The following is a 24,678-nucleotide window of genomic DNA, read 5'->3' on the forward strand; positions in this document are numbered from 1 at the left end:
AGCATAGTTAACAAATGACTAATTTGCTGTAAATTAAGCGGCTTCGCCTTAATGTTTATTTACCAACAACAACCATGTCAAATAAATTCAGTTTTGCCGTGCATAAACAAACCAACCTAAAAAAACCAGTAGTCATTTTAATTATCCGTGACCAAAATGAGTGTCTAAAAAATAATCGATCGCATACGTATGCAAGCTCTATCTATTCATTTTTATTTACATTAGATTAACAAACAGCACACAACACAAGGTAAATAATAAAATGAAAAACACTCAAAATACCGCGAAAACCCTGATAAAATCGAAGAAAAAGCTATTAAAAATAACGAGCGCTATTACATTAACGGCGGCTAGTTTTTTTAGTAGCCAAGCTGCAGCCGAAACCATTTTGCATGCTTTTAATTGGCAATACGCTGACGTTGAACAAAAAGCACAAGAGATAGCAAACCTAGGTTACAAAAAAGTACTTGTATCACCAGCTTACCGTTCATCCGGTTCTGAATGGTGGTCAAGATACCAACCACAAGATTTACGGGTGATCCATAGTCCACTCGGTGACACCAATGATTTTAAAGATATGATCCAAGCACTCAAAAGCAAAGGTGTTGAAGTGTATGCCGATATTGTGCTCAACCATAAAGCAAATGAATCTTGGAAACGGTCGGATTTAAATTATCCAGGTTCAGACGTGTTAAATGAATATGCAGCCAATTCAACCTATTTTAACTCAATCAAATTATTTGGTGATTTAACCCAAAACTATTTAGGGGCGGGAGATTTTCATCCCGCAGGTTGTATCACTAATTGGGGAGACCCTGGACATGTGCAATATTGGCGATTATGCGGAGGTAGTGGTGATGCTGGCTTACCCGACATAGATCCAAACAACTGGGTGGTTGAACAACAAAAAAATTATCTACAGGCCCTTAAAAATTTAGGCGTAACCGGCTTTAGAGTAGATGCCGCTAAGCACATGACAAATTATCATATTAACGCGGTTTTCACGCCTGCAATAAAACAAGGAGTCCACGTTTTTGGTGAAATAATTACATCCGGTGGCTCTGGTGATGGCAGTTACGATAACTTTTTAGCCCCCTACTTAAATGCGACGGATCATGCCGCTTATGATTTTCCATTGTTTGCTCAAATGCGCAGCGCATTGGGTTATGGCGGTTCCATGAATCAATTAGTCGATCCGGGGGCATATGGCCAAGCATTAACAGGTTCACGTGCCGTTACCTTTTCAATCACACATGACATTCCAACCAATGATGGCTTCAGGTATCAAATCATGTCGGGGTCGGATGAATATTTAGCCAATGCCTATATTATGGGGCGCGATGGCGGTGTGCCAATGATTTATTCAGATCATAATGAAAGCAACGATGGCAGCCGTTGGGTTGATATGTATAAACATTCAGATGTTGTTGGTATGATTAAATTTCATAACGCAGTTGAAGGCACCGGTATGCAGGTCATGAGCTCGAATGATTGCATCTTGTTATTTAAGCGTGACCATAAAGGTATTGTCGGAATAAACAAATGTAACGCAGGCCAAGATGTTTGGGTTAATACCGCAAACTCAGGTTTATGGTGGTACAACAATTATCGCGATACATTAGATACAACTTCTGTACAAAACATATCTAGCCAGTGGCATAAATTTTATTTACCACCACGCCAAGCACGTATGTGGTTAAAAGAATAACACTAAAAAAAGCACACACACAAAACGCAAAACGCATGTGACCCATGCGTTTTTTGCTTTTACACTTTAACAAATTTAAGCTAATTTTAAGTTACATTCTTTATAATCAATGTAATAACCATTGATTGAAGCGACGCCCCCTACACATGAAAATTTTACTTGTTGAAGATGATCAACTTCTTGCTAACGCGTTGTCAATTGCATTAACTCGTGAAAGCTACCTCATTACACATGTTACAACTGCCAAAGAAGCGATTAATCAAATCAAATATACTGAATATCAATCAATGATTTTAGATTTAGGTTTACCTGATATGGATGGAATTGATGTACTTAAACGCATCAGAAAACAAAAAATAGACCTGCCTATTTTAATACTCACCGCTCGAGATTCAATTGAAGATAAAATTAAAGGGCTTGATTTAGGCGCCGATGATTACCTCAGTAAGCCGTTTGAAGTACCTGAACTACTCGCGCGCCTTAGAGTAATAGAACGACGTTTAGGTACGGCTAATTCAGCACTGATTACAATTAAAAATGTTACTTTTGATACTCGTGCAAATGTTGTTACCGTCGATACTCACCCCTTGGTATTATCAAAAAAAGAATATTTAGTGCTTAAAGCACTGGTCGAGAATGCAGGACGAATTCAATCACGTGAACAACTCGAAGCTAAACTTTATGAGTGGCAAGATGATATCGCCAGCAATACTGTTGAAGTACATATTCACCATTTACGTAAAAAGCTACCGGCCAATTTTATCAAAAACATTCGTGGCATTGGCTACTCAATAGATAAAGCATGATTTCGATTAGACGCGACCTTGTATTGCTGATAATGGCGATTATCACGTTAGCGACGTTTAGTGCGGCTTTGCAAGGCTACAAAGCCAGTATAAAAAAATCTGAAATAATACTCGATAACGAATTAAAAACATTTGCACATCTATTACTTGATCTCAATTTACAAAAACAACCAGTTAATTTAAATCACGATAACAATTTAGCGTTTCAAATTTGGCAGCACAATACCCTCATTGTACATAGTTTGAATACCCCTGAAACGCCCATTAAAACATTCACACCGCATGAATTCACTGAAGTTAATTTTAAAGATAAACGTTGGCGTGTATACAGTGCCGTTAAAAATGAACGTTGGATTTTAATTGCACAACCTTTAACGCACCGCTTTGAGTTAGCCGAAACATTAACGTTAAGTGTTATTACCCCTTTTATTATTATGCTGCCTTTACTCGGTTTATTTATTGCGATCATAATACAAAAAAGTTTATTGCCTTTATCGCAATTATCAACATTGTTAACACAAAAAAAGATGAATGATTTAAGCCCTGTTTTTTTTAAATACCCAGCAAAAGAATTACGACCAGTAGTCGACACATTAAATTTGTTATTTCAGCGTTTAGAGTCTGCATTTTTACGTGAAAAGCGCTTTGCGTCTGATGCCGCACATGAACTAAGAACACCACTCAGTATAATTAGAATAAACAGTCATAACTTACAACAATCATTACAGCCCTCAACAGAATCAGCAGAGCACTTAAACAATAACGTACAAATAAACGAAAATATTAGCGCTTTACAAGCTGGTATTGATCGGATGCACAATGTAATTGAACAAATATTGTTGTTAAATCGAACCAATCCAGAGCAATACGCAGCACAATTTACACCGTTAGATTTACCTCAATTATGTCAAAAGGTGATTAGCGATTTGTACCCAAATATCAATCAACGGCAACAACAAATAGCGTTCGATTTTGAGCCTTGTATCATTAATGGTGATACTTTTGCGATCACCACCTTGTTCAACAATTTAATATCTAATGCCAGTAAATACACCCCCGCTAACGCACAAAAACAAATCCTTATTACATTAAAGCCAAACAATAACCCTACCTATATTGAATGTACCATTGAAGATTCCGGCCCAGGTATCAGTATTGAAGAACACAATAGAGTATTCGATCGGTTTTATCGAGTTGGCGGCGATCGCCATAGTTCAGCCATCCAAGGCTGTGGTTTAGGCTTGGCTATTGTGAAACATATTGTCGATTTACACCAAGCGAAAATCAGCCTAAGCACCTCTCATACGCTCGGTGGTTTAAAAGTTTCAATATTATTTAAGCAAAGGGATACAACACAATGAATAAGGTAATTCGTCATCCTAAACAAACACTCAAAAGCCAAACACGCTTATGGCTATTATTGGTTAGCTTTTTATCTTTTTTAGTCCAAGCTAGTACAATTGAAGAAGTCGAATTAAATATTATTAACCATCTATTTGTGCCTGCAAAATTACATTTAATGGCTAATAAAAAATATAAACTCAAAATAATAAACCAAGATAATACCCCAGAAGAATTCGATAGTTTTGATTTAAATCGCGAAAAAATGGTTTTCCCTAACAAAATCACGCATATATACATTGGCCCATTATCGGTGGGTGAATATCATTTTTTTGGGGAATACAATCCCAACACAGCCAAAGGTAAAATAATCGTTAACCAAACCGACTCCATACAAGGAGATAAAAATGTTAATTAATACCGTTATTTTATTTTTGCGTGATCTGTTACCTATTTTTATCATTCTCAGTTTTTATTTAAATCATACAGAAACCCATATCCCGATAAACCCAATACTCTCGAGGCAATACAAAAATCTAGTTATAACCCTATTAGTCGGTTGTTTATGTGCGATTCTCATTGCAAATACAGCCCCGGTGATCAGTCAATGGAATGAAGGTGCTGGGATAGAATGGCTTTATTCAAGCGGATACGGCTTCACCTATCTTTCATTACTTTATTATTGTTGTGTGCCATCAATGCCGATTAAACAACAATGGGCATTGCGTTTTATGTTGTTTATATTGATGGCCATTTCAGGCGCTAACTTTATTATTTATTTTCAAGGTTTCTGGTCTGAGTTTGGTGCGATACAAGCTATTGTTATTGGTATGATATTAGGGATAGGGATCTGCTTAAGTGTTGCAATATTACTGTATTTTTTTCTACGCTACTGTGAACTCAACCAATACCGACCCTCGATACACGCGCTATTCATAATCTTTATTGTTGGGCAAGTTAGCCAAATTATTAACTTACTCAATCAAGTGAACAGTTTACCTGATGTATTTCAAAACCAGCAGCCTTTATGGCAAAGCCAAGCATTTATAGCCGAAAACTCTGAATGGGGGCATTTACTTTCTAGTTTTATCGGCTACGAAGATTCGCCTAATCTGCCCTATTTAAGCGCTTACTTATGTGCTTACGCGTTTATATTGCTCATCCCAATTTTAATAAAAAGAATAGCCTCAATATCAACATTTCTAATCACTCAACAAAAGGATAGGCGCCATGTTTAAATACTATTTTATACTCTATATTTTCACTTATCTCTTGTTCTGCACAACCGCAAAAGCAGATGGCGCCGTTGTCGATAAAGTTTATCATCCTTACGTTTTAGCTAACGAACAAGAACTGGAATGGCGCTTAATGTCAACTAAAAAGCATGATCGTAACGTTTTAGCGCAGCGCTTAGGTTACGGCCACGCCTTAAACGAACGAATCACGTTAGAGGGCTATATCATTGCCGAGCGTGATGATCAGTTTAGTGATTTTTCATGGCAAGCAGTCGAGTTAGAAGTCCGTTGGATGCTAACAGAACAAGGCCAATATAGTGCGGATTGGGGGCTATTATTCGAACTCGAAAAAGATCGTATTCTTAATAACTGGGAATTAACCACTGGTCTATTATTTGAAAAAGAATTCGGCATTACTAGTTTAACTATTAATGCTTTTGTTATTAATGAATGGGGTTCGACACTTAAAAGTGAAATGGAATTTGAATCGCGAGTTAAATACCGTTATCGCTGGCGTCCAGCATTACAGCCTGCAATTGAAATATACACAGGTGAAGACTTTATCGGTATTGGACCGGCAGGCATGGGGATCATTCGATTTGATAAACAAAAGCAACTAAAATGGGAACTCGGTTTTATCACCGAACTAAGCCAAGCAACACGCGAACATGCTTTAAGATTCGCCATAGAGTACGAATTTTAGCATTATTTAAAATAACATCCGTTAATTAAGTTTACGTTAAGTTTCATATTATATGCTGTAAACCTAATCTGATTAACCTTTGTGTGCGATATGCTTAAAACTATCCAAAAAAACATTTATTTCTACTTAACAGCTTGCTTATTAATCGGGTATGCAAACTTAGCCAACGCCGTGTTAGCACCTGATTTTGCATTAAATAACACGCCAATTGCTAAACAGTTGAGCGATCTAAAAGGTAGGGTCGTTTATTTAGATTTTTGGGCATCTTGGTGCGGCCCGTGTCGAAAATCATTTCCTTGGATGAACAACCTACAAACAAAATATAAAAAAGACGGTTTAGTTGTGCTCGCGATCAACCTAGATAAAGAAGTGCATCTTGCTCAAGCATTTTTACGCGACAACCCAGCCCTATTCGAAATAAGCTACGACCCTGAAGGAAACGTCGCACTCGCTTACCAACTCAAAGGTATGCCAAGCAGTTACATCATCAACCAAACCGGTGAAATAGCTTATTCTCATGCTGGCTTTACGCCTAAAAAAGCGCAGCAATATGAACAAGAAATTACCACACTGCTCTTTCAATAGAACAATAAACACAATACCCAAGGAGATAATAAATGAAAAAACGTTATATTATCCAATATGCATTTATTAGTTTAAGCCTCATTTATCTAAATGGCTGCACTATGCTTGGTGTTCAGCCCTGGGAACGAGATTTAATATCCAAAGAAAGCATGTCGTTGAGTGTAGATGATCTAGATGCATCACTCGATGATCATATTTATTTCAGTAAAGAAGGTACCAGTGGTGGTCGTGGATTTTCGGCAGGAGGTTGCGGATGCAATTAGCTAAATTTAAAAACATAAATGCATTACTCGCCACCGCGACCTGTAGCTTATTCAGCAATACAGTCCTCGCGACCCCTCTTATGAACGCTAGTGATAATAGCGACATCCACAACGACAATAGCTGGAAAATAGATACCGCTTTAATGTATTACGCCGAAACAGATCGCGTATCGGCTTTAGAAGGTATTATCGCGGCGAAAAAAGATTTTGGTGAAGAGCATATACTCAGTGGTAAATTAGTTTTTGACACTCTAACAGGCGCTTCGGCAAGTGGAGCGGTACCACAAAAAACACCTCAAACCTATACGAGGCCATCGGGTAAAGCACAGTACAGAACACCCAGTAACACAACACCGCTTGATGACACGTTTAGAGATACACGCTTACAGTTTAATGTGCAATGGTCACAACCTATATCTGAGCAAGATAAAATATCAACGGGTATTCAACTTTCAAGAGAATACGATTACCAATCTATTGCCGTTAATGGCGGCTATACACGCGAGCTTAACCAAAAAAATACCGCTATCTTTACTGGATTATCGTTCGCATTTGATACCTTAGCACCCGAAGGGGGTCGACCCGTGCCGCTTTCAGCAATGGTTGTTGATAACACAGAGGGTATCAGTGGAGATAATAATATCAGTTTCAAAGATGCCTTTGAGGCAACAAGACAGCAAGGTGGTGAAAACACACGTAACACCGTCGACTTAATGTTCGGTGTTACCCAAGTCATAAATCGCCGTTGGATCATGCAATTAAATTACGGCTATTCGCAGGTCGACGGCTATTTAACTGACCCCTTTAAAGTAGTGAGTGTCGTTAATGATCAAGGTGACGCCTTGAATCAATTACATGAAAATCGGCCATCCGAGCGCACCAAGCACAATATATATTGGCAAAATAAAGCTCATTTTGATGAAGCCGTATTCGATTTATCTTACCGTTATAGTTTTGACGATTGGAAAATTTCATCACATGCGATTGAATCTAAACTGCGCTGGCCTTTAACAAGCTCAACGTATATACAGCCAAGTATTCGATACTATCAGCAAGATGCAGCAGAATTTTATACCCCGTTTATAACCGATGATCAGCCCATACCTGAATATGCCAGTGCCGATTATCGAATAGGTAAGCTGACAACCATGACGTTCGGAGCTAAGTATTTACAAGAGCTTGAAAACAACCATTCATGGGGTGTACGTATGGAATACTATATTCAAACCCCCAAAAATGCGGGATTTGAAGCAGTAGGACAATTACAAGACCTTGAATTATATGAAGAAGTAAAAGCATTCGTTGTACAATTCAATTATAGTTTTTAAATGATAGACCCAATAAAGGCTTAATAATAACGAGTATGCACTACACATTTAAACAATTAAACAAAGGTTCGTTTTATTGCATTCAATTTCAAGCAATGGCGAGCCTTTGCGAAGTGTTAGTTGAAACACAAAATGCAGAACTTGTCTATAAAATAGGTTGTTTAGCCGAAGCAGAAGCGAAGCGTATCGAAGCAAAATTTAGTCGCTATACAAACAACAACGTTTGTTACGCGATTAATAATGCACAAGGTAAACCATTAGCGATTGATACCGAAACGGCTAGCTTATTACACTTTGCTGCACAGTGCTATGAAATGTCAGATGGTATGTTTGATGTAACATCTGGGATATTACGTCGAGCCTGGACTTTTGATGGCTCAAACCGCTTAGCGACTCAAGCCCAAATAAGTACATTGCTGCCATTAGTAGGTTGGCAACAGGTCACCTTAACCGACCATACCTTGCAAATGCCTACGGGCATGGAAATTGATTTTGGCGGTATCGGTAAAGAATACGCAGTTAATTGTGTCGCACAAATTTGCACACAACAAGCGCCCGACATATCGATACTAATTAATTTTGGCGGTGATATTCAAGTAACTCAAGCCAGAAAAAACAAACAAGCTTGGCAAATAGGAATTGAGGATCCAACTTTTAAAGCGGATGCTAAAATAAAGGCTAACGCAGCAAGTAAACCGTTAAAGACTGAATTGGCGATAAAACAAATAAATATTCAGCAAGGCGGATTGGCCACCAGTGGCGATGCTCGACGTTATCTATTACATAACCATATTCGTTATAGCCACATATTAAATCCGAAAACCGGTTGGCCAATTACAAATGCACCACATTCTATTACCGTTGCCACCGCTCATTGTATTCAAGCAGGTTGTTTAGCCACAATGGCGTTATTACAAGGCGAGCACGCCGAAGCTTTTTTAGATGCGCAAAAGGTTAAATATTGGAGTTACCATTAGATCAATTCGTCTGCTGTTCCTCCACCTAAAATAGAGGCGATTACAAAATCCCCTTAGGCACAATGCGCCTTAATTTTACCCGTAACTGTTTTAATTGACTGACCTCACGGTCGGGATTCCAATCGAGTGTTGTATGCCACGCATTTTCAGGTTCTATTTCGACAAGCATACCTTGTTTTACTTGCTGTGTGATCGTGGGGTCTTTGATCACCGCAATGCTTTCCGTATTTAAATTAGCGCTGCGCGGATCAAGATTAAACGTACCAATAACGGTAATATTGTCATCTATCACCATTGATTTAGCATGCAAACCAAAAATAGGAGTGGAGTCATCGTTAGCCTCAGCTGTCGATAATAAACTTTGCGCCATCACTTTTTGTCGAATCTTTGCATTTGGCTTAAATTCAAAGATTTGAACACCTGTTTTCAATAATGCGGCTCTGTCACGCTGGTAGCCACTAAACGCCTCTAAATTATCAGTAGACGCTAAACTATTCGTTAAAATATTCACTTCAACACCTTTATTCACCAATTCACTTAATAGCGACTTCCCTAAATCCGAAGTCACTAAATAAGGTGTTTGAATAAACACTGAGCGTTTAGCCTGCTTGAGCAAAGCAATTAACTTTTCAGTTGAAAGTCCGCCATTACCCAGAAATCGAGACGCTTTGCTTTTACCCGGTATATCGGATACATACTCAACGTGTTCAACCCAGCGCAGCGTATCTTGAGAAGGTAAGCGCTTTTCTCTATCCAAATTAACTACATGATTAATGTCAGTTGAGTTTGAACCGGAACGGGGTTTAAAAATAGCGGGCACTTGATCAATTAACCGGCGAACCTGCGGATCAAAGTTTTTAGGGTCGCATACATATTGGTGCAAAAGCGAGAAATCCACTGGCGTCAATTTGTTATCATCATTCGCTTCAAGGCTATTTTCAGCTTTAACCAACTGAGTAACCGCAACACTCAATTCATCCTGCCAAAATAAATCGAATGAAGATTGAACTTGCTTAACGACCCCACCCACCAATAAAACATCACGATCTCTAAAGTTATATTGATGATCATAACCAAAATACTCATCAGCTACATTTCGCCCACCAGTTATCGCAACATGTTGGTCCACAATAAAAGCTTTGTTATGCATGCGTTGATTTACATCGGTAAAACGTGTCGCTAAATTAAATAACTTTTGCGGTAGGTTTTTACCAATATTCAGCATAGGATTATAAATACGAATCGATAAATTAGGATGCGAATCAAGTGCTAATAACTCGTCACCTTTCGCATCGACCATAATATCATCAACCAGCATACGTACTTTAACACCACGCTTGGCAGCTCTAACTAAATAGTCAGTTGCGATCAATCCGACATTATCAGCTGAAAAAATAAAATACTGTATATCAATCGTTCGCTCAGCTTGCTGTGTTAGCCAGGCACGGTTAAGCATAGCTTCGGTGCCTTCTTCGAGGACTTTAACACCCGTTTTATTTAACATTTGTTGTTTAAACGGCTGTGTGTAATGACTCAATTGCGATGAATTAATGGGTTGAACTTCATTACATTGATCATTATTTGAAGCAACAAAACGGTGCTCTGGTTTTGAACACGAAGTTAAAAGCAACAACGCAAATAGGGGCAGAATAAAAACAGAAAGTAAACGGGAGTGAGAAACAGAAAAAAACAACATGATTAAAATACGATTTAACGAGCTATTAAAGATAATAGCTCAAGTATACTAAAGTAAACCTAAGTGGCTAGTCTCTTTACCGCTTAGGTTTTACTTTAAGGTGCATAGGCAAATAGGTCTGTAATGATCGCGCACTTTTAAATAACCTTAGTTAAAAAAAGTATCACCAAAACTCACATCAAAATCAGCACACCAGACACTAATACCATTTAAGGTATCTAATACAGCCGGGCTTGATAGTTTGATGGTATACGTTTCTTGGGTAAATGTTTGGCCATTAATTTGCGGGCTAATGCTAAATCCGCCAACAAAGCTGGTGTTATCGGTGCCATAGATAAACACTTCAGGTCCACCGCCATCGTAATTAAAGTTGGCGATTTCGATAGTACAATTATCAACAATACTCACATCACCACTGACATCATGTGCCAACATACTTAACGTACGGCTTATACCCACTTTAGGATGATCATTGCCATCACAAGTCAATCCGGTTTCTACCGGTGTTGTCGATTGACTTACAAAGGCAATAATATCGTTCAAATCGGTATTATTTAAACGTTCCTCACTCCAAAATGGCATGCGTCCACCACTAAGCCCGGTAAAAAATTGGCTCGAGGTTGATCCTGATGTTCTCACTTTATTGGCAATAAAAGCAGGATCTAAATCACGCTCGGTGATCTTAAACGCATGATCTCCCCCTAAACCGTTTACACCGTGGCAATTAGCACAGGTTTTGTTAAACAGCGTTTTTCCTCGATCGCTATCCGCATTTTCAAATGATGCAAGCGGTGAGATTTGAGTAAAAGTGACTTTATTAGCCGCCACTGTTTTATCACTTTCTTGCGTTAAATAAGCTTGTAGATTAAGCCAATCATCATTTGATTCTTGCCATGTGGGCGCTTTCATCCAATCAGTTAAGCAAATATTAACGGCGTCTAACAATTCAGTACGACTGTCAGCTAAAAATGAAGCGCGTTCAACCGCATTAAATAAAGGGCTAGCGGGTCGTTTTAAACCATCAACGGTTGATGCTTGTTCATTATTTTCAGTGATTGCATGGCAAGTTAAGCAACTAAAACTATTGCCATTATTATGAGGCTGTTGAAAGACCATTAATCCTTTTGCTGGATCACCTAAAGCTGGCGGCATAGTGTCGCTTGGCGTTTCAATCGGGGCTTCAGTTAGCGTGTCGTTTACATTAGCATTATTATCCGCAACGGGTGTTGGCGCATTGCCAGAGCCACCACAACCAACTAACAAAAGACCAATGAGTAAAGTAAAAAAGTAAGCTATTTTGTTCATATCTAAATTCTTATATTTATTGCGTCTGAATAATAGACAGGCCAAAAACAAGAATCATTTCAATTTTATAAATTAAATACTCAATAATTAAATAACTCGTGAAAAACGCTGTTGATTAATATGTTGCTGCATATAGGCATCAAAACTCATTGCAATGTTACGTACAAGTAATCGTGCTTGTGCTTTTATTTCAATCGCTTGCGCTGTGTTCAACATCAATTCGTCATCAATAAAGGTCGTTAACGACTTTTGCTCTGCGATAAAGTAAGCATCAAAATCAATACCATATGTCTTACTAATGCGTTGCTTATCCACGTATAAATTGCACATAATAGATTTAATAACATCGCCTCTGATCACATCATCCAAGGTTAACATCAATCCTTTTTCAAGCGCGTGCTCATGTTCATCTATCGCTTGATAATATGCTTTAAGATCTTTTTTGTTTTGGCTGTAACTTTGCCCTATTGCACTAATTGAAGAGACGCCTAAACCCAGTAAATCACACTCAGCGGACGTCGTATAACCTTGAAAATTTCGGTGTAAATGGCCAGATCTTTGGGCGATGGCAAGTTCGTCATCTGGCTTAGCAAAATGATCCATACCAATTAACTCGTAACCATAGGCGGTTAAGGTTTCAATCGCCTGCTGCATCAAAGCAAATTTTAATTCACTGCTAGGCAGCCATTCATCTTTCAATTTGCGCTGAGCCGCAAAACGTTGTGGTAAATGGGCATAGCTAAATAATGAAATACGGTCTACATCCATCCCCTTCACCGCCGCTAATGTGTTAGCAAAGGTTTGTGAGGTTTGATGGGGTAAACCATAAATAAGATCCACATTAACCGATTTCATGCCAACTTGTTTAGCTCGTTGTATCAATTGAGCTACAAACTCGGTTGATTGAGTACGGTTTATGGCCGTTTGGACTTTTTCATCGATATCTTGCACACCAATACTTAAGCGGTTAAAACCAAGAGAGGCCAGTTGATTAATATAATCCAGTTCAATTTCTCGGGGATCGATCTCAATACTCATTTCCAGCTGCAAATTAAAATCAAACTCTTGTTTTAAAACGGTTATTAAACGCGTCATTTGTTCTATTGTTAAAAAACTAGGTGTTCCCCCACCTAAATGTAACTGCTTTATTTTATAACTCGAAAACAAAGGCGCTTGAGCGCTGATTTCACGAATAAGGTAATCAATATATTGATCGGCTTTGTGACGATGACGCGTAACGATTTTATTACAGCCGCAGTAATAACAAAGACTATGACAAAATGGAATATGCAAATATAACGATAAATCGGTTGTATTTGAGCCACCAACAGCGGCCAACAAATCAAGTTGTTGAAAATCAGAATGAAACTCTAACGCGGTAGGATAAGAGGTATAACGCGGGCCACTGGTATTATATTTTTTTAATAATTCGGGGGCAAAAATGCTCTGCGTCAACATGTTAAATCCTTTGTTTTTACGGCCTAATAAACAGGGCATTATAAACAAGCAAAGAATTTAAATGTTGATCAAGCGCAAAGGTAGGTTAATGAACCTAATCGAAACAAATGTCAACAAAGAATAGGGTTACAACCAACGCTGTGCGCTAATCGTGTCTTTGTTATTAGCGTCAACCCAATGTTCATCGCCTTTTTCCGTTTCTTCTTTTTTCCAAAAAGGCGCTTGGGTTTTCAAAATATCCATTAAAAATTGCGCCGCGGCAAAGGCATCTTCGCGGTGCTGACTACTAACGGCAACAAATACAATTTGTTCATTTAGCGTTAAACGCCCGACTCTGTGTATCAATCGCACCCGATCTAAACTCCAACGAGATCGGGCTTGCTGCACAATATCTTGCAGTACTTGCTCTGTCATCGCGGGGTAGTGTTCTAATGTAAGCGCATTCACTTTTTTATTTTGATTAAAATCTCGCACCAAACCCACAAAAAAAACAACGGCACCGGCCTTAGTATTACCGCGAGTCATTGCGGCATATTCTTCAGCAACACAAAAATCAGACTCTTGAACTTTTATCATTTACCCACCTGTAACCGGCGGAAAAAATGCAACTTCGTCACTGTCACATAGCTTTTCATCATCTTGTACCATGGTTTGGTTAACCGCACATAATACTTTGCCATTAGAAAAAGCCTGTTGCCATGAATCCCCCTTTGACATTAAAAAAGCTTTCAAGTCTGCAACCGTCGCGCTTTCATCGTGCGGTACTTCTGTGCCTGCACTGCCGAGTGTTTCACGTAATTGCGCAAAAAATAAAACTCTGATCATGTTGTTATCCTATGAGTTTGCTTGCCAGTGGCCCGTTTTGCCACCTTCTTTAGTTAATACACGTGTACCGGTAATAACCATTGCAGGATCAACCGCTTTACACATATCAAACAAGGTTAAAGCGGCAACGGATGCGGCCGTTAATGCTTCCATCTCGACCCCCGTTTGACCGGTTAATTTACAAGTACTGATGATCCGTATGCGCTGGTTATCGGCATCTACTTCAAAGTCAACTTGCACTTTACTCAGCATTAAGGGGTGGCATAACGGGATCAGCATTGACGTTTGCTTAGCCGCTTGTATGCCTGCAATGCGTGCAGTGGCAAATACATCCCCTTTGTGATGACCGCCCGAGACAATTAATGCCAATGTTTCAGCTGACATTTCTATAAATGATTCCGCACTTGCGACACGTTTACTTTGTTGCTTATCCGAAACATCAACCATATTCGCTTCGCCACTTTGGTTAACGTGAGAAAATGAACTCATATTAACCTCGACTCTTACAGGCTACAGCGTCAGACTTTTTAAGTTGCGCAACAAAATTACACGGTCCTTGCTTAGCATCTAACTGGGGTTGAATAATAGATTGCCAGCCTGTTTTGCATGCATTAGTTGAACCGGGCAAACAAAATAACACCGTACCATTAGCTAAACCCGCGACGGCACGTGATTGAATAGTAGACGTGCCAATTTCATTAAATGAAATTTGCCTAAACAACTCACCAAAGCCATCGATTGATTTATCAAATAATGGCGCAACCGCTTCTGGTGTTGAGTCTCTTCCTGAAAACCCAGTGCCGCCGGTTACAACAACAGCTTGAATATGTTCAGATGCGATCCAATTAGATAATGCAGCACGCATTTGATAAATATCATCAATGACAATTTTTTTATCTGCGAGCACATGTCCGGCTTCAGTTAAAGCACTCACCAGATATTGACCTGATGTGTCAGTCTCTTCGGTACGCGTATCCGATACGGTTAATACCGCCATGTTTAAAGGTACAAATTGCTTTACGGCTTTACTCATTTTTTTCTCTTTTTTTCCTAATTATGTATAGGGCTTAAATTCGTCCAATAGCTTGCCGCCATTGTTCAGGCGTATTGGTACTGATCAATTTTTCTGGATATTCGGTATCAAGCGTTTTGGCTTGTATGTGTTTTAAAAAAGCCCGAATTGAATTGTTAGTTTGCGATGCGAACACTTGAGCTAAATGACTGGCATATTCGGGTTGATTAATTAATGCTAACGGCAACATCTGCTCTTGAAAATAAACAGGCTCTTGTTTTAATTCCGCTTCGTTTAACAACGCATGGATCAAATCAACATTCAGCAACGGCATATCAACGGGCACAAACAAAAGAAGTTCATTATGCTCACACGCTTTAAGTCCAGCATGAATACCAGCTAACGGCCCTTGATGTACATACTCATCATTTAAAAAGCCCGTTTTATTTCGATTCACCAAAATGGTTTCAGCGCCAGCTTGCCTGACTATTGAAGTCATCAATTCAAGTAGCGTTTGACTGGGCTCACCATGGCGACGAGGTAAGCGTAAATCAGCCTTATCTTGCTCCATCCGGCTTGACCGACCGCCAGCTAAAATAACCGCAGTAAACTTCATAAAACCTCCGAAAACTAACTTATGTATTTATCGAATGGTAAAATATCAACTACGGCACCGGCTTCAACATGGCCTTGGTCTTGTGCTAACAAGATATAACAATTCGCTTGGCAAATAGACGTTAACATACCCGAACCTTGTGCGCCGGTACTGGTGACTTCAATTTCACCTTGCGCGTTAACAGTGTAATTACCGCGTTGATAATCCATCCGCCCTGGACGTTTTTTAAGTTTAGTTTGAGTTTTGGCTGCTAGGGTAATTTGTGCTGATTTTTTTTCGCCCATCAATGTTAATAACGCTGGAAAAACTAACTGATGACACGTGACAAATGAAGATACAGGGTTACCTGGCAATCCAAAAAATAAAGTTGGCTCGGTTCGAGTTGCACTTTGTATTTGACCAAATGCAAAGGGTTTACCCGGTTTTATGGCGAGTTTCCAAAAGTTTACTTGACCAATTTCATCTAACACGGTTTTAGTAAAATCAGCTTCGCCAACCGATACACCGCCACTAGTAATTAAGACATCCACTTTTTCTGCTGCGTTTGTTAATGTAGTTCGTAATAAATCAATATCATCCGCTAGGCAGCCAAAATCAATAATTTTGACATCAAGCCGTTGCATTAAGGCGACTAAAAAATAGCGGTTAGAATCATAAATTTGACCCGCTTTTAGTGGTTGCCCCAGTGCAATGAGTTCATCACCCGTCGAAAAAATACCAACGGTGATATTACGTTTAACTTGCAGCTTGGCGATGCCTAATGATGCAAGCAAGCCTAAATGCCCCGGTTGAATTCGTGTACCCGCACTCAACACAACTTGCGAAATGGCGATATCTTCACCTGCATAACGCACATTAGCCCCCTTGTTAGGTACGGCTAATAATTTGATACCTGCAGGTTCAACCATTACATTTTCTTGCATTTGAACGGTGTCAGCACCTTGTGGTAAAGGCGCGCCTGTCATAATACGAACACATTCACCCGGCTTTAATTCATCACTAAAATAATCGCCTGCAAAGACTTTACCCACTAACGTTAAATGCGTGAATTCATCAAGTCTTTCACTTGAAAACGCATAGCCATCCATTGCTGAATTATCAAAATGAGGGACCGCCATCGGCGAGATAACCGATTGTGCTAATACGCGATTTAACGCGCCCGATAACTCGACACATTCCGTTGTCGTTACACTTGAGATCGTATTTAACATTTGTGCCATTGCATCAGCAACGGGCATTAAGCCAGGGGCATCGCAGCAAGTCACCGCCATGAAAATATTCCTAAAAAACAATTTGGTTAAGCTTAACATAATTTATAAGCGGCAAAATCTGCTGTTACGCTATATCTGACAACATTATGATATAACTCAAATTTTCATGTGGTGAATAAGGTTTTATCCGTTTGTTTATTGGTTTTGTTTTATCGCTTTACTTAAACCCCAAATAATGACAAAACACGGCAGGTGAATGCTGGACAAACAAATAAGGCTCATCAATTGATGAGCCTTATTTTATACCCAAGCCACTTGGGTATAGTCAAAGCGATCGGGTTTTAGGGGAAGCAGTCAAGCTTCGAGACCCCATGAGCATATGCTCTATTATGTGATTGGGGCGAGTAAGCGCTGACAATGAACCATAAAACCTGAGCGAGAAGACTATATAAACGTTATCTAATAAAAACTAGCCTTGCATATCTTCAAGCTCAATGCCTTTTGTTTCGTGCACCAGTTTAAGTACAAAGAAAACAGAAATAAGCGCGCATATAGAATAGAAGCCATAAGCCCCCGCTAAACCGATTGACGTTAACATAATAGGGAATGTCATCGTGATCGCAAAGTTAGCCACCCATTGTGCTAAACCGGCAATAGCCAAACCAGAACCGCGAATTTGATTTGGAAACATTTCACCTAACATAACCCACATCACCGGCCCCCAAGATAAATTGAAGAAGAATACATACGCATTAGCCGCAATTAAAGCTAATGTGCCCAATGAGCCTAATATTAAATTACCAGAACTATCAACATCGGCATTAGCAAAGGCAAATACCATCGTCGCTAATGTGACCGTCATACCAATAGAGCCAACAACTAAAAATGGCTTGCGGCCTACTTTGTCAATTAAGAACATGGTGATCACACAAGCCGCAATACTCACCGCCCCTGAAATTACATTGATTAACAAGGCGTCGGTTTCTGAAAACCCAACGGCTTGCCATAAAACCGCACCATAATAAAATACAACATTTATACCAACCAGTTGTTGAAAAACAGCTAAGCCAATGCCAACCCAAACAATAGGTCTGACTTTGCCGGCCACCTTATCCAGTAAATCACCTAATCTTGGCGTATGATCAGCATCTAACGATTGAGCTATTTCAGCCACTTTTTCATCCGCAACATCACTATTATACAAACGCGCTAAAACGTGTTTGGCTTTATCGCGTTGGCCTGAAGAAACCAAAAAACGTGGGCTTTCGGGGATAAAAAATAAAGCGACAAAAAAGATAATCGCAGGGGCTAGTTCAATCCAAAACATCCAACGCCAAGCTTCATAGTTTAGCCATAATATATTTGAAGAGGCACCCGCAAAATCAGCCAATAAATAATTGCTCACAAAAGCCATAAACAAACCAAAAATAATAGCGACTTGTTGAATGGTGGTTAACATACCTCGGTATTTAACCGGTGCTATCTCACAAATATAAGCAGGCGCCATCACACTGGCCGCACCCACCGCTAAACCACCGAGAATACGATACACAATAAACTCAGCCGACGTGGTAGCGATACCCGAGCCCCAAGCGCTGACAATGAAAAAAGCGGCAGCAACAATTAATAATGTGCGGCGGCCAAACTTATCAGCTAACTGCCCCGCAAAAAAAGCACCAATTGCGCAACCTAATAACATTGAAGCCACGTTAAACCCCGTGCCCACGCTGTCAGAATTAAAAGCGGCTTGCAAGCCATCAACCGTGCCGTTTATTACGCCACTATCAAATCCGAATAAAAAGCCACCAATAGTGGCAACACAACTGATGAGTACAACAAATAAAAAATTGCTGCTGTCTGGGTTTTTCATTTTTTCGTCCTGTTTTTATAATAATAATGTCTCACTGAGGCTTCTTTAATTTTGTTATAAAAGTAAACCGCCAGTCTTTTTTACATGTGTGAGTATTGTTTTTTTATGTTTATTAAAAGTAAAAACGCAATACGATGTGCAGTAAACAATGAGCCTGTTTAATTTGCAATCACTAAATGTTACAGCGGCGTTAATAAATTGCGCAAGCAATGTCAAAATGCATGTTAAATCTATAGAAATGCGAAAACCGTCACTTGGCTTTTATACCCATCACCGTTAATAAGTGATCAAGGTTAGCGTAAGAAAGGAGCTTGAGGACAAAGTGATCAACAATTAACGGCGATGGATAAACAACGATGGGGATTAGTAAGGAATGCCAGCTTGCTGCAGTATCTGCTTAACAGGCGATAACACGGCATTGTATTTTTGCCAACGACCAATCGAGCGAGTATTAATCGGTTCTCTCACTTGTATGGCACTGGCTGTTGCTACGGGAGATTGATTGGTTTCAATTTGAAAGCAAGATGCTTCGGTTGATAAGCCACAGGTATTTAATAACGCCGTAATTTGGTTCTGCGGATCACGGACTAATTGCTCATAATTCACTATTTTAAAGTGCTGTGGAAATGCCTTTTGCCAATGATGAGCTAATTTATAAAACTCAACATAGTAATTCGCTAAGCTGATTAGATCATAAGCATAATTATAAAAAGAATAATTAACCGCAAACAACTGACGGTAGTTTCCCACAATCGTATCCAACGGGTTACGCAACAAACACACAACTTGAGCATGGGGCAAGGCTTTAATAATATGTCCCACATACAATAAATTTAGCGGCATTTTATCAATAAATAAGTCGGCATCTTGTGCATAAATTTGCGTACTGTTTAAGTATGCTTGCCCAAGTTGCGCATAATCAATGTTATTGGCTTGCATTAAAGTATCTTGATCCAACAAATCAGGCGTTGTGCTGCCCGACATTTTTTTTAATAACCAACCAAACTGTTGTAACTCACCAGCCGAATTCACCGTTGAATGATTAGACAATATCCGCTCGACCAACGTTGTGCCACTACGAGGCATACCAACAACAAAAATGGGCTTTGCAGGCGATATGTTAGATTGGTTTTGGCTTGGATTTTGACTTAGGTTTTGATTCAGATATTTATTTTCAGTTTCGATTTGAGCAGATCGCGAAGGTGAAGGCTTGCTCATTGATTTTAACTGTTTAAATAATAACTGGTCGCTTGAAAAATGATAATCAATTGCTGTTAATTGCGCTTTTTTACCTTGCTGTAATAGCGTAAAGGCCGTTATAGGTTGCTGTAACTTCTCAAAATAGAGCGCCAAACTGTGCGCTAAAAAAAGCTGACTTTCTGCCGTTTTAGCGTTTTCTAACTTTAATTGTAGTTGATCAATCCAAGCTTGATAATCGGTCTGGTGTAGGGTTAAAGCAGCGGTTTCAATGCCATCGATTTGTCTTTCATTCACGCGGTCATTTGTTTTTTCATGAATGGCGGCAAGGTGCTGGCAACGGATCGTCGCTAAAGCATATTCGGCTTTATAAAATTCAGGTTCAATAGCTAAAACATGCTGATAATGCACACTCGCTTGTAAAAACGCCCCTATAAATTTATAAGCCGCCGCTAAATTAAATTGAAATTGCGCATTATTAGGTTGTTGCTTAACGGCTCGTTCAAAGCACGTTACGGCATTTTTATGTAAGCCAATTTTACTGTATGTCACACCGAGCGTATCATGCGTTAATGCTGAAAGATCGGGTTGGTCCCTTGCATCATCCGCATATTTTTTAGCTTGCACAACATCATATTCATAAGCATAACACTTTGCTAAATGCGCTTGATACTCAGCATTATTTGGTGAAAATTTTAATGCACGGTGGATCACATCAATTGCTTTTTGATTATTCGAAAAAGTAAACGCAATCATCGCCAATAAAAAATAAGCATCTGCAAAATCAGGTTGCTGCTGCAATATTTGAATACAACATTGATGCGCTTCTTGATATTTTTGCTGATTTAAGAAAGTTTGCGCTTGTTGATGTAATCGAGAGATGTCGTGCATTCAATACTCTAGCTTTAAATAAGTTGGCTTTAAATAATTTGGCTTCAAATAATGTTGCTTCAAATAAGTGTAGCGAGAGTATTACGTAAATAAAAAGGGCTTAACAGCCCTTTTTATTAATATGTACTTTAGCCTGTGAATGATGGCGAGCTAAAAACTATCAAATTGATAATCAAATTTAATACCCATCATCCGCGGTTTTACTAAAAAATGGCCGTAGTTACGCTGAATTTCGCTACCGTGACTATTAAAGTCACTATATCGAGCTTCACCAATATCGCCTTTATCACGACGAACCCCTGTGTAAGCATAAGTGTCAAATAAGTTATCAATATAAAAAGTCACGCCCCACACATCACTTGATACTCGCGCCGAGATATTCGCCAAAGCATAGCTTGGTAATTTTTCGCCATCGGCTCTTATCCCAACTTTGCTATAAACATTACCCTGCCCAGTGTAACCAAAGTTCACATCAAGCATTAACGCCGAATTTAAATCAGTGCTGTATTGCCCACCTAAAGAATATTGATATTTTGGCGCTCCCGGCAAGCGATCACCCGCTTTACCATCGTACCAATCTTGTGTTTCGTCAGTCGCGACGTTAAATAAGTAAGGCGCATCATCTTTTAATTCAGCTTCGGTGAATGCAAATGTGGCATAAAGAGATAGCTCGTCGGTAATTAAACCACGACCGGCTAGCTCAAATCCTCTACTTTTAGCCCCGCCCGCATTGCTTGTAATGGGTTGTTGGCCACTTGCTGTCGCGCCTCCAATTTGAGCATCTTGCCAATCAACATAAAAAAGCGCGGCATTTAAGTGGAAGCGATTACGCAGCCAAGTCGACTTAAAGCCAAGCTCATAATTAGTGGTAGTATCAGGCTCAAATTGCATTTCATCATCTGTCGCGCACGTAACTTGTAAGCCTTTTTCTTGTTGTTTTTTAATTACAGGATCATCACATGATGGCACCACATTTGAACCACCAATACGATAACCTTCACTGATGGTAAAATAGGTTAACGCATCATCGGTTAAATCATAACTCAGGTTAATTTTGAATAGTGAGCCTGAATTTTTCGCTTGTTCCCATTCTTTATTGGCTAAATTAATCAAATTTTCATGGGGCGCTCGCCCATCATTATCAGGATCAATCGTTGTATACAATAATGGATAATCGACTTGGGCTTTCGTTTTAAGGTTATACCGATATAATCGAACCCCCAAAGTTGCAGAAAAGTCATGGGTTATTTGATAAGAAATTTCACCAAACAACGCCGATTCTTTTTTCTTTTCTTCGTTAGCCGAAAAATACTCTAAAGCATCAGGTCGAGGAGCACCTGTAACGCCCCACTCATTAATAGCAAACAGATCAAAGTTAGGCGTAAACTCTTTGCTGGTAGCCGAAAGATCTTTATTATAATAAAATGCGCCGGCAATCCAGGTTAAATTAGAATCGCTGGTTGAGACTAATCGAAGCTCTTGGGTAAAGATGTCGGTATCGGCGTTTTCTCGCGTAAAAGCGGTTAATGCTGGGAATTCTTCATAACCATAATCTAGGCGTACCAACAAATCAGTTTGGTCACGCGCGCCCGTGCTGTCACTCGCCGATATTGCGGTAGAAGAGGTTAATTCGGCAAACCCTAAGTCAGCAATCACATCTAAATTGGTTAATAAGTCTTCTCGTTCTAAGGGTTCGGCCACTCGATAAGCCGATTCATATTCACCGATTGTTGACGCTAAACCATGATCATCAGCGAGGCCTTGGCGATGTACGATAGAACGGCCGCCAATATCTTGTTTTTGAAAATGAACAGACAGTGTTGCATCTACTTTATCAGTAGGCAGCCAACGTAAAGAAGCTCTTGCGGTTAAGGTTTCTTCGGTGTTTGCGCCACGTATCGATTGTGTATGCTCACTCACTTGTGCTGCATCGCTCCAATCGACATCAGGCAAAGACACACCTGGTTTTTTCACCGTATAAGCGTAATCAACATAACCTGGCGCTTCGGTATAAGCAAAAGCGGTACGCAACGCTAATGTATCGTTAATTAAGGGTACATTAATAACAAATCCAGCATCCGAACCTAACTCGGTACTCGGCGCGTCAGAGACAAAACGCGAAACATCAAAATATGCAGAACCGTCGAGTGTATCCATTTCAGGTTTATTCGGTATATAACGAATAGCGCCACCTAACGTACCTGCGCCATATAAAGTGCCTTGTGGGCCAATCAAGACTTCTACGCGTTGTAAATCCAGAGGCTTTAAATCAATCAGTAAAGGCGTTTCGCCCAAATAGGTTGCAACCGTTTCTGCGTTAGCCCCAGGCCCCGATGAATTGGTATTTAAACCGCGCAATATAATGGGTTGATCGCTTCTTCCACCTTGGTCTGCAATACTTAAACCCGGCACCCAGCGAGCAATATCACTCAGTTCAGTTAAATTTTGCTTTTCTATTAAGTCGGCATCAATGGCCGAAACATTGATAGGTAAATCTTGGATAGAGCCTGTGCGTCGTGTCGCTGTTATTTGTATAACCTCTAACGACTTAGGTTTATTATTGTTTTTATTTTGATTATTGGTTTCGAGTGATTCATCCGCCAATGCCGATACAGAAGTACTAAGTGCAGCCGTAACCGCTAAGTTAATTGAATTCTTTTTAAATGACGAAGCAAATGACATGTGTTTAATTCTCCACGTTAGTCTTCTTATCTTTATAACCATCCTTTGGTTAATTTAGCGAACCACTAAATCGCAAAGCCCTGCGGCTTATCAATTAGATTAATCCTTGATTTTTTAAAGATTTACAGTTTCTTAAGTGCAACAACTGTTCTCATTGTAGTCATATAAAATTAAAATGTCTCAGCTGGTTATTAAGCACAAAATAGCACAAAGCGACAGACTCACCTTAGCGGTATAAACCCTAAATTTAACTCACTACAATCTGTACAAAATACAAACAATAATCGATAAATAAACACCTATTTATCATATTTAATCATAAATAGATTTTATATACTTTTTGGAAATAACTTAGTTTAAGGAATAAATAAAGCGAAGAAGTGGGTTTTAAATAGCGTTTTAACACATATACCGTATGTGATAACCCCGAGTAATTTTATACCCAGTGGAACAAGCTAATTTAAAAATGAGTTAGTGAAACGATCGTAACGTAAACACAAACGATTTAAAAACCACGTTTTTTCCAAAACATCGCTTCATTATTTTGCTCAGCAAAACCAACATTAAATGTTTTTTCAGCCAAAATCTGATCATCATGACTTATAGTCATACGCCACGGACCGGTTTTATTGTCGATAGGCAGCCATATAGTATCGCCTAAATAAAAGTCCCAATTATTCGTTCGTACATGAGCGATACCGGTAAAAGGAGCCATAACTTCACCGTCTTCATCAGGGATATCAGGGTGGTAAATGGTATAAACGAGTTTTTTACCTTTGGCTTTTTGGGCATTAAAAACAAAACCAAATTCGATATCTTCTTCAGCAGGGATCTCGGTCGTAAACTGCCGAATTTTAGGTAAATCTTTTGATTTAGCATCCCATTTGGTATAAATACCATGACTTACAATTGTATAAATAGACTTTAATTTAGACAAAATAATACCTGTATTAAAGGTTAAAACCAGAG

General features: G+C 39.3%; 23 protein-coding genes. 10 read left to right on the forward strand and 13 right to left on the reverse strand.

Annotated elements, in window-relative coordinates; all coding sequences use genetic code 11:
* Positions 1 to 262: 262 nt before the first annotated feature.
* The 10 genes from DPX34_RS06790 to DPX34_RS06835 all read left to right on the forward strand — a co-directional run bounded on the left by DPX34_RS06790 (position 263) and on the right by DPX34_RS06835 (position 8,946).
* Positions 263 to 1,708, forward strand: a complete 1,446-nt coding sequence (locus tag DPX34_RS06790) for an alpha-amylase family protein (protein WP_111977660.1) — start codon at positions 263 to 265, stop codon at positions 1,706 to 1,708.
* Between the two features lie 146 nt (positions 1,709 to 1,854).
* Positions 1,855 to 2,514 carry a response regulator gene (locus DPX34_RS06795; protein WP_111977661.1) on the forward strand — a complete coding sequence of 220 codons (660 nt, stop codon included), beginning with the start codon at positions 1,855 to 1,857 and terminating at the stop codon, positions 2,512 to 2,514.
* Complete coding sequence (locus DPX34_RS06800) at positions 2,511 to 3,875, forward strand: ATP-binding protein (RefSeq protein WP_232824681.1); 1,365 nt, start codon at positions 2,511 to 2,513, stop codon at positions 3,873 to 3,875. The genes DPX34_RS06795 and DPX34_RS06800 overlap by 4 nt, the downstream gene beginning before the upstream one ends.
* Positions 3,872 to 4,273, forward strand: coding sequence for a cupredoxin domain-containing protein (locus DPX34_RS06805; protein ID WP_111977662.1), 402 nt, complete (start codon positions 3,872 to 3,874; stop codon positions 4,271 to 4,273). The genes DPX34_RS06800 and DPX34_RS06805 overlap by 4 nt, the downstream gene beginning before the upstream one ends.
* Positions 4,263 to 5,093, forward strand: coding sequence for a hypothetical protein (locus DPX34_RS06810; RefSeq protein WP_111977663.1), 831 nt, complete (start codon positions 4,263 to 4,265; stop codon positions 5,091 to 5,093). The genes DPX34_RS06805 and DPX34_RS06810 overlap by 11 nt, the downstream gene beginning before the upstream one ends.
* A complete protein-coding gene (locus DPX34_RS06815; protein ID WP_111977664.1) occupies positions 5,086 to 5,793 on the forward strand; it encodes a hypothetical protein in 708 nt (235 codons plus the stop codon). Before DPX34_RS06810 ends, DPX34_RS06815 begins: the two co-directional genes overlap by 8 nt.
* 90 nt (positions 5,794 to 5,883) lie before the next feature.
* Positions 5,884 to 6,378 (forward strand): TlpA disulfide reductase family protein, encoded by a 495-nt coding sequence (locus tag DPX34_RS06820; protein WP_232824682.1) that lies wholly within the window; start codon positions 5,884 to 5,886, stop codon positions 6,376 to 6,378.
* A gap of 32 nt (positions 6,379 to 6,410) precedes the next feature.
* Positions 6,411 to 6,641 (forward strand): DUF4266 domain-containing protein, encoded by a 231-nt coding sequence (locus tag DPX34_RS06825; protein ID WP_111977665.1) that lies wholly within the window; start codon positions 6,411 to 6,413, stop codon positions 6,639 to 6,641.
* Positions 6,632 to 7,969, forward strand: a complete 1,338-nt coding sequence (locus tag DPX34_RS06830; protein ID WP_111977666.1) for a DUF3570 domain-containing protein — start codon at positions 6,632 to 6,634, stop codon at positions 7,967 to 7,969. The genes DPX34_RS06825 and DPX34_RS06830 overlap by 10 nt, the downstream gene beginning before the upstream one ends.
* Before the next feature lie 35 nt (positions 7,970 to 8,004).
* The gene (locus DPX34_RS06835) at positions 8,005 to 8,946 is read left to right on the forward strand and encodes an FAD:protein FMN transferase (protein ID WP_232824683.1); all 942 of its coding nucleotides are present in this window, start codon (positions 8,005 to 8,007) and stop codon (positions 8,944 to 8,946) included.
* Positions 8,947 to 8,986: 40 nt separating this feature from the next.
* Here the strand turns inward: DPX34_RS06835 and DPX34_RS06840 are convergent, their stop codons facing one another.
* The 13 genes from DPX34_RS06840 to DPX34_RS06900 all read right to left on the reverse strand — a co-directional run bounded on the left by DPX34_RS06840 (position 8,987) and on the right by DPX34_RS06900 (position 24,646).
* A complete protein-coding gene (locus DPX34_RS06840; RefSeq protein WP_111977667.1) occupies positions 8,987 to 10,642 on the reverse strand; it encodes a phospholipase D family protein in 1,656 nt (551 codons plus the stop codon).
* Positions 10,643 to 10,789: 147 nt separating this feature from the next.
* On the reverse strand, positions 10,790 to 11,947 hold the full coding sequence (locus DPX34_RS06845; RefSeq protein WP_111977668.1) for a DM13 domain-containing protein: 1,158 nt from the start codon (positions 11,945 to 11,947) through the stop codon (positions 10,790 to 10,792).
* An 87-nt stretch (positions 11,948 to 12,034) separates the two neighbouring features.
* Positions 12,035 to 13,405: an oxygen-independent coproporphyrinogen III oxidase gene (gene hemN / locus DPX34_RS06850; RefSeq protein ID WP_111977669.1), complete on the reverse strand. Its 1,371-nt coding sequence runs from the start codon at positions 13,403 to 13,405 to the stop codon at positions 12,035 to 12,037.
* A gap of 126 nt (positions 13,406 to 13,531) precedes the next feature.
* Positions 13,532 to 13,981, reverse strand: a complete 450-nt coding sequence (gene moaE / locus DPX34_RS06855; protein ID WP_111977670.1) for a molybdopterin synthase catalytic subunit MoaE — start codon at positions 13,979 to 13,981, stop codon at positions 13,532 to 13,534.
* Positions 13,982 to 14,230 carry a molybdopterin synthase sulfur carrier subunit gene (gene moaD / locus DPX34_RS06860; RefSeq protein WP_111977671.1) on the reverse strand — a complete coding sequence of 83 codons (249 nt, stop codon included), beginning with the start codon at positions 14,228 to 14,230 and terminating at the stop codon, positions 13,982 to 13,984. It lies immediately after the preceding gene.
* A gap of 9 nt (positions 14,231 to 14,239) precedes the next feature.
* Entirely contained in the window at positions 14,240 to 14,719 is a 480-nt protein-coding gene (gene moaC / locus DPX34_RS06865; RefSeq protein ID WP_111977672.1) for a cyclic pyranopterin monophosphate synthase MoaC, read from the reverse strand.
* A 1-nt stretch (position 14,720) separates the two neighbouring features.
* Entirely contained in the window at positions 14,721 to 15,263 is a 543-nt protein-coding gene (gene moaB, locus DPX34_RS06870) for a molybdenum cofactor biosynthesis protein B (RefSeq protein WP_111977673.1), read from the reverse strand.
* A gap of 34 nt (positions 15,264 to 15,297) precedes the next feature.
* Positions 15,298 to 15,858 carry a molybdenum cofactor guanylyltransferase gene (mobA, locus tag DPX34_RS06875; protein ID WP_111977674.1) on the reverse strand — a complete coding sequence of 187 codons (561 nt, stop codon included), beginning with the start codon at positions 15,856 to 15,858 and terminating at the stop codon, positions 15,298 to 15,300.
* A 14-nt stretch (positions 15,859 to 15,872) separates the two neighbouring features.
* Positions 15,873 to 17,129 (reverse strand): molybdopterin molybdotransferase MoeA, encoded by a 1,257-nt coding sequence (gene moeA / locus DPX34_RS06880; RefSeq protein WP_198673646.1) that lies wholly within the window; start codon positions 17,127 to 17,129, stop codon positions 15,873 to 15,875.
* Positions 17,130 to 17,538: 409 nt separating this feature from the next.
* Positions 17,539 to 18,939, reverse strand: coding sequence for a sugar porter family MFS transporter (locus tag DPX34_RS06885; protein WP_111977675.1), 1,401 nt, complete (start codon positions 18,937 to 18,939; stop codon positions 17,539 to 17,541).
* Between the two features lie 363 nt (positions 18,940 to 19,302).
* The gene (locus DPX34_RS06890; RefSeq protein WP_111977676.1) at positions 19,303 to 21,027 is read right to left on the reverse strand and encodes a tetratricopeptide repeat-containing sulfotransferase family protein; all 1,725 of its coding nucleotides are present in this window, start codon (positions 21,025 to 21,027) and stop codon (positions 19,303 to 19,305) included.
* 150 nt (positions 21,028 to 21,177) lie between these two features.
* On the reverse strand, positions 21,178 to 23,709 hold the full coding sequence (locus DPX34_RS06895; protein WP_111977677.1) for a TonB-dependent receptor: 2,532 nt from the start codon (positions 23,707 to 23,709) through the stop codon (positions 21,178 to 21,180).
* Between the two features lie 505 nt (positions 23,710 to 24,214).
* Positions 24,215 to 24,646, reverse strand: coding sequence for a DUF3859 domain-containing protein (locus DPX34_RS06900; RefSeq protein ID WP_111977678.1), 432 nt, complete (start codon positions 24,644 to 24,646; stop codon positions 24,215 to 24,217).
* Between the last annotated feature and the right edge of the window lie 32 nt (positions 24,647 to 24,678).

Source organism: Algibacillus agarilyticus, assembly GCF_003286125.1.
GTDB lineage: Bacteria > Pseudomonadota > Gammaproteobacteria > Enterobacterales > Alteromonadaceae > Algibacillus > Algibacillus agarilyticus.

Bases quoted from the DNA above. Each gene is read 5' to 3' on its own strand.
- DPX34_RS06890 (WP_111977676.1), bottom strand. From the start codon at position 21,027: ATGCACGACATCTCTCGATTACATCAACAAGCGCAAACTTTCTTAAAT.
- DPX34_RS06845 (WP_111977668.1), bottom strand. From the start codon at position 11,947: ATGAACAAAATAGCTTACTTTTTTACTTTACTCATTGGTCTTTTGTTA.
- DPX34_RS06885 (WP_111977675.1), bottom strand. From the start codon at position 18,939: ATGAAAAACCCAGACAGCAGCAATTTTTTATTTGTTGTACTCATCAGT.
- moaC (WP_111977672.1), bottom strand. From the start codon at position 14,719: ATGAGTTCATTTTCTCACGTTAACCAAAGTGGCGAAGCGAATATGGTT.
- moaD (WP_111977671.1), bottom strand. From the start codon at position 14,230: ATGATCAGAGTTTTATTTTTTGCGCAATTACGTGAAACACTCGGCAGT.
- DPX34_RS06800 (WP_232824681.1), top strand. From the start codon at position 2,511: ATGATTTCGATTAGACGCGACCTTGTATTGCTGATAATGGCGATTATC.
- hemN (WP_111977669.1), bottom strand. From the start codon at position 13,405: ATGTTGACGCAGAGCATTTTTGCCCCCGAATTATTAAAAAAATATAAT.
- DPX34_RS06815 (WP_111977664.1), top strand. From the start codon at position 5,086: ATGTTTAAATACTATTTTATACTCTATATTTTCACTTATCTCTTGTTC.
- DPX34_RS06825 (WP_111977665.1), top strand. From the start codon at position 6,411: ATGAAAAAACGTTATATTATCCAATATGCATTTATTAGTTTAAGCCTC.
- DPX34_RS06795 (WP_111977661.1), top strand. From the start codon at position 1,855: ATGAAAATTTTACTTGTTGAAGATGATCAACTTCTTGCTAACGCGTTG.
- DPX34_RS06840 (WP_111977667.1), bottom strand. From the start codon at position 10,642: ATGTTGTTTTTTTCTGTTTCTCACTCCCGTTTACTTTCTGTTTTTATT.
- DPX34_RS06895 (WP_111977677.1), bottom strand. From the start codon at position 23,709: ATGTCATTTGCTTCGTCATTTAAAAAGAATTCAATTAACTTAGCGGTT.
- moaE (WP_111977670.1), bottom strand. From the start codon at position 13,981: ATGATAAAAGTTCAAGAGTCTGATTTTTGTGTTGCTGAAGAATATGCC.
- DPX34_RS06835 (WP_232824683.1), top strand. From the start codon at position 8,005: ATGCACTACACATTTAAACAATTAAACAAAGGTTCGTTTTATTGCATT.
- DPX34_RS06820 (WP_232824682.1), top strand. From the start codon at position 5,884: ATGCTTAAAACTATCCAAAAAAACATTTATTTCTACTTAACAGCTTGC.
- moeA (WP_198673646.1), bottom strand. From the start codon at position 17,129: ATGGCGGTGACTTGCTGCGATGCCCCTGGCTTAATGCCCGTTGCTGAT.
- DPX34_RS06790 (WP_111977660.1), top strand. From the start codon at position 263: ATGAAAAACACTCAAAATACCGCGAAAACCCTGATAAAATCGAAGAAA.
- DPX34_RS06805 (WP_111977662.1), top strand. From the start codon at position 3,872: ATGAATAAGGTAATTCGTCATCCTAAACAAACACTCAAAAGCCAAACA.
- DPX34_RS06830 (WP_111977666.1), top strand. From the start codon at position 6,632: ATGCAATTAGCTAAATTTAAAAACATAAATGCATTACTCGCCACCGCG.
- mobA (WP_111977674.1), bottom strand. From the start codon at position 15,858: ATGAAGTTTACTGCGGTTATTTTAGCTGGCGGTCGGTCAAGCCGGATG.
- moaB (WP_111977673.1), bottom strand. From the start codon at position 15,263: ATGAGTAAAGCCGTAAAGCAATTTGTACCTTTAAACATGGCGGTATTA.
- DPX34_RS06810 (WP_111977663.1), top strand. From the start codon at position 4,263: ATGTTAATTAATACCGTTATTTTATTTTTGCGTGATCTGTTACCTATT.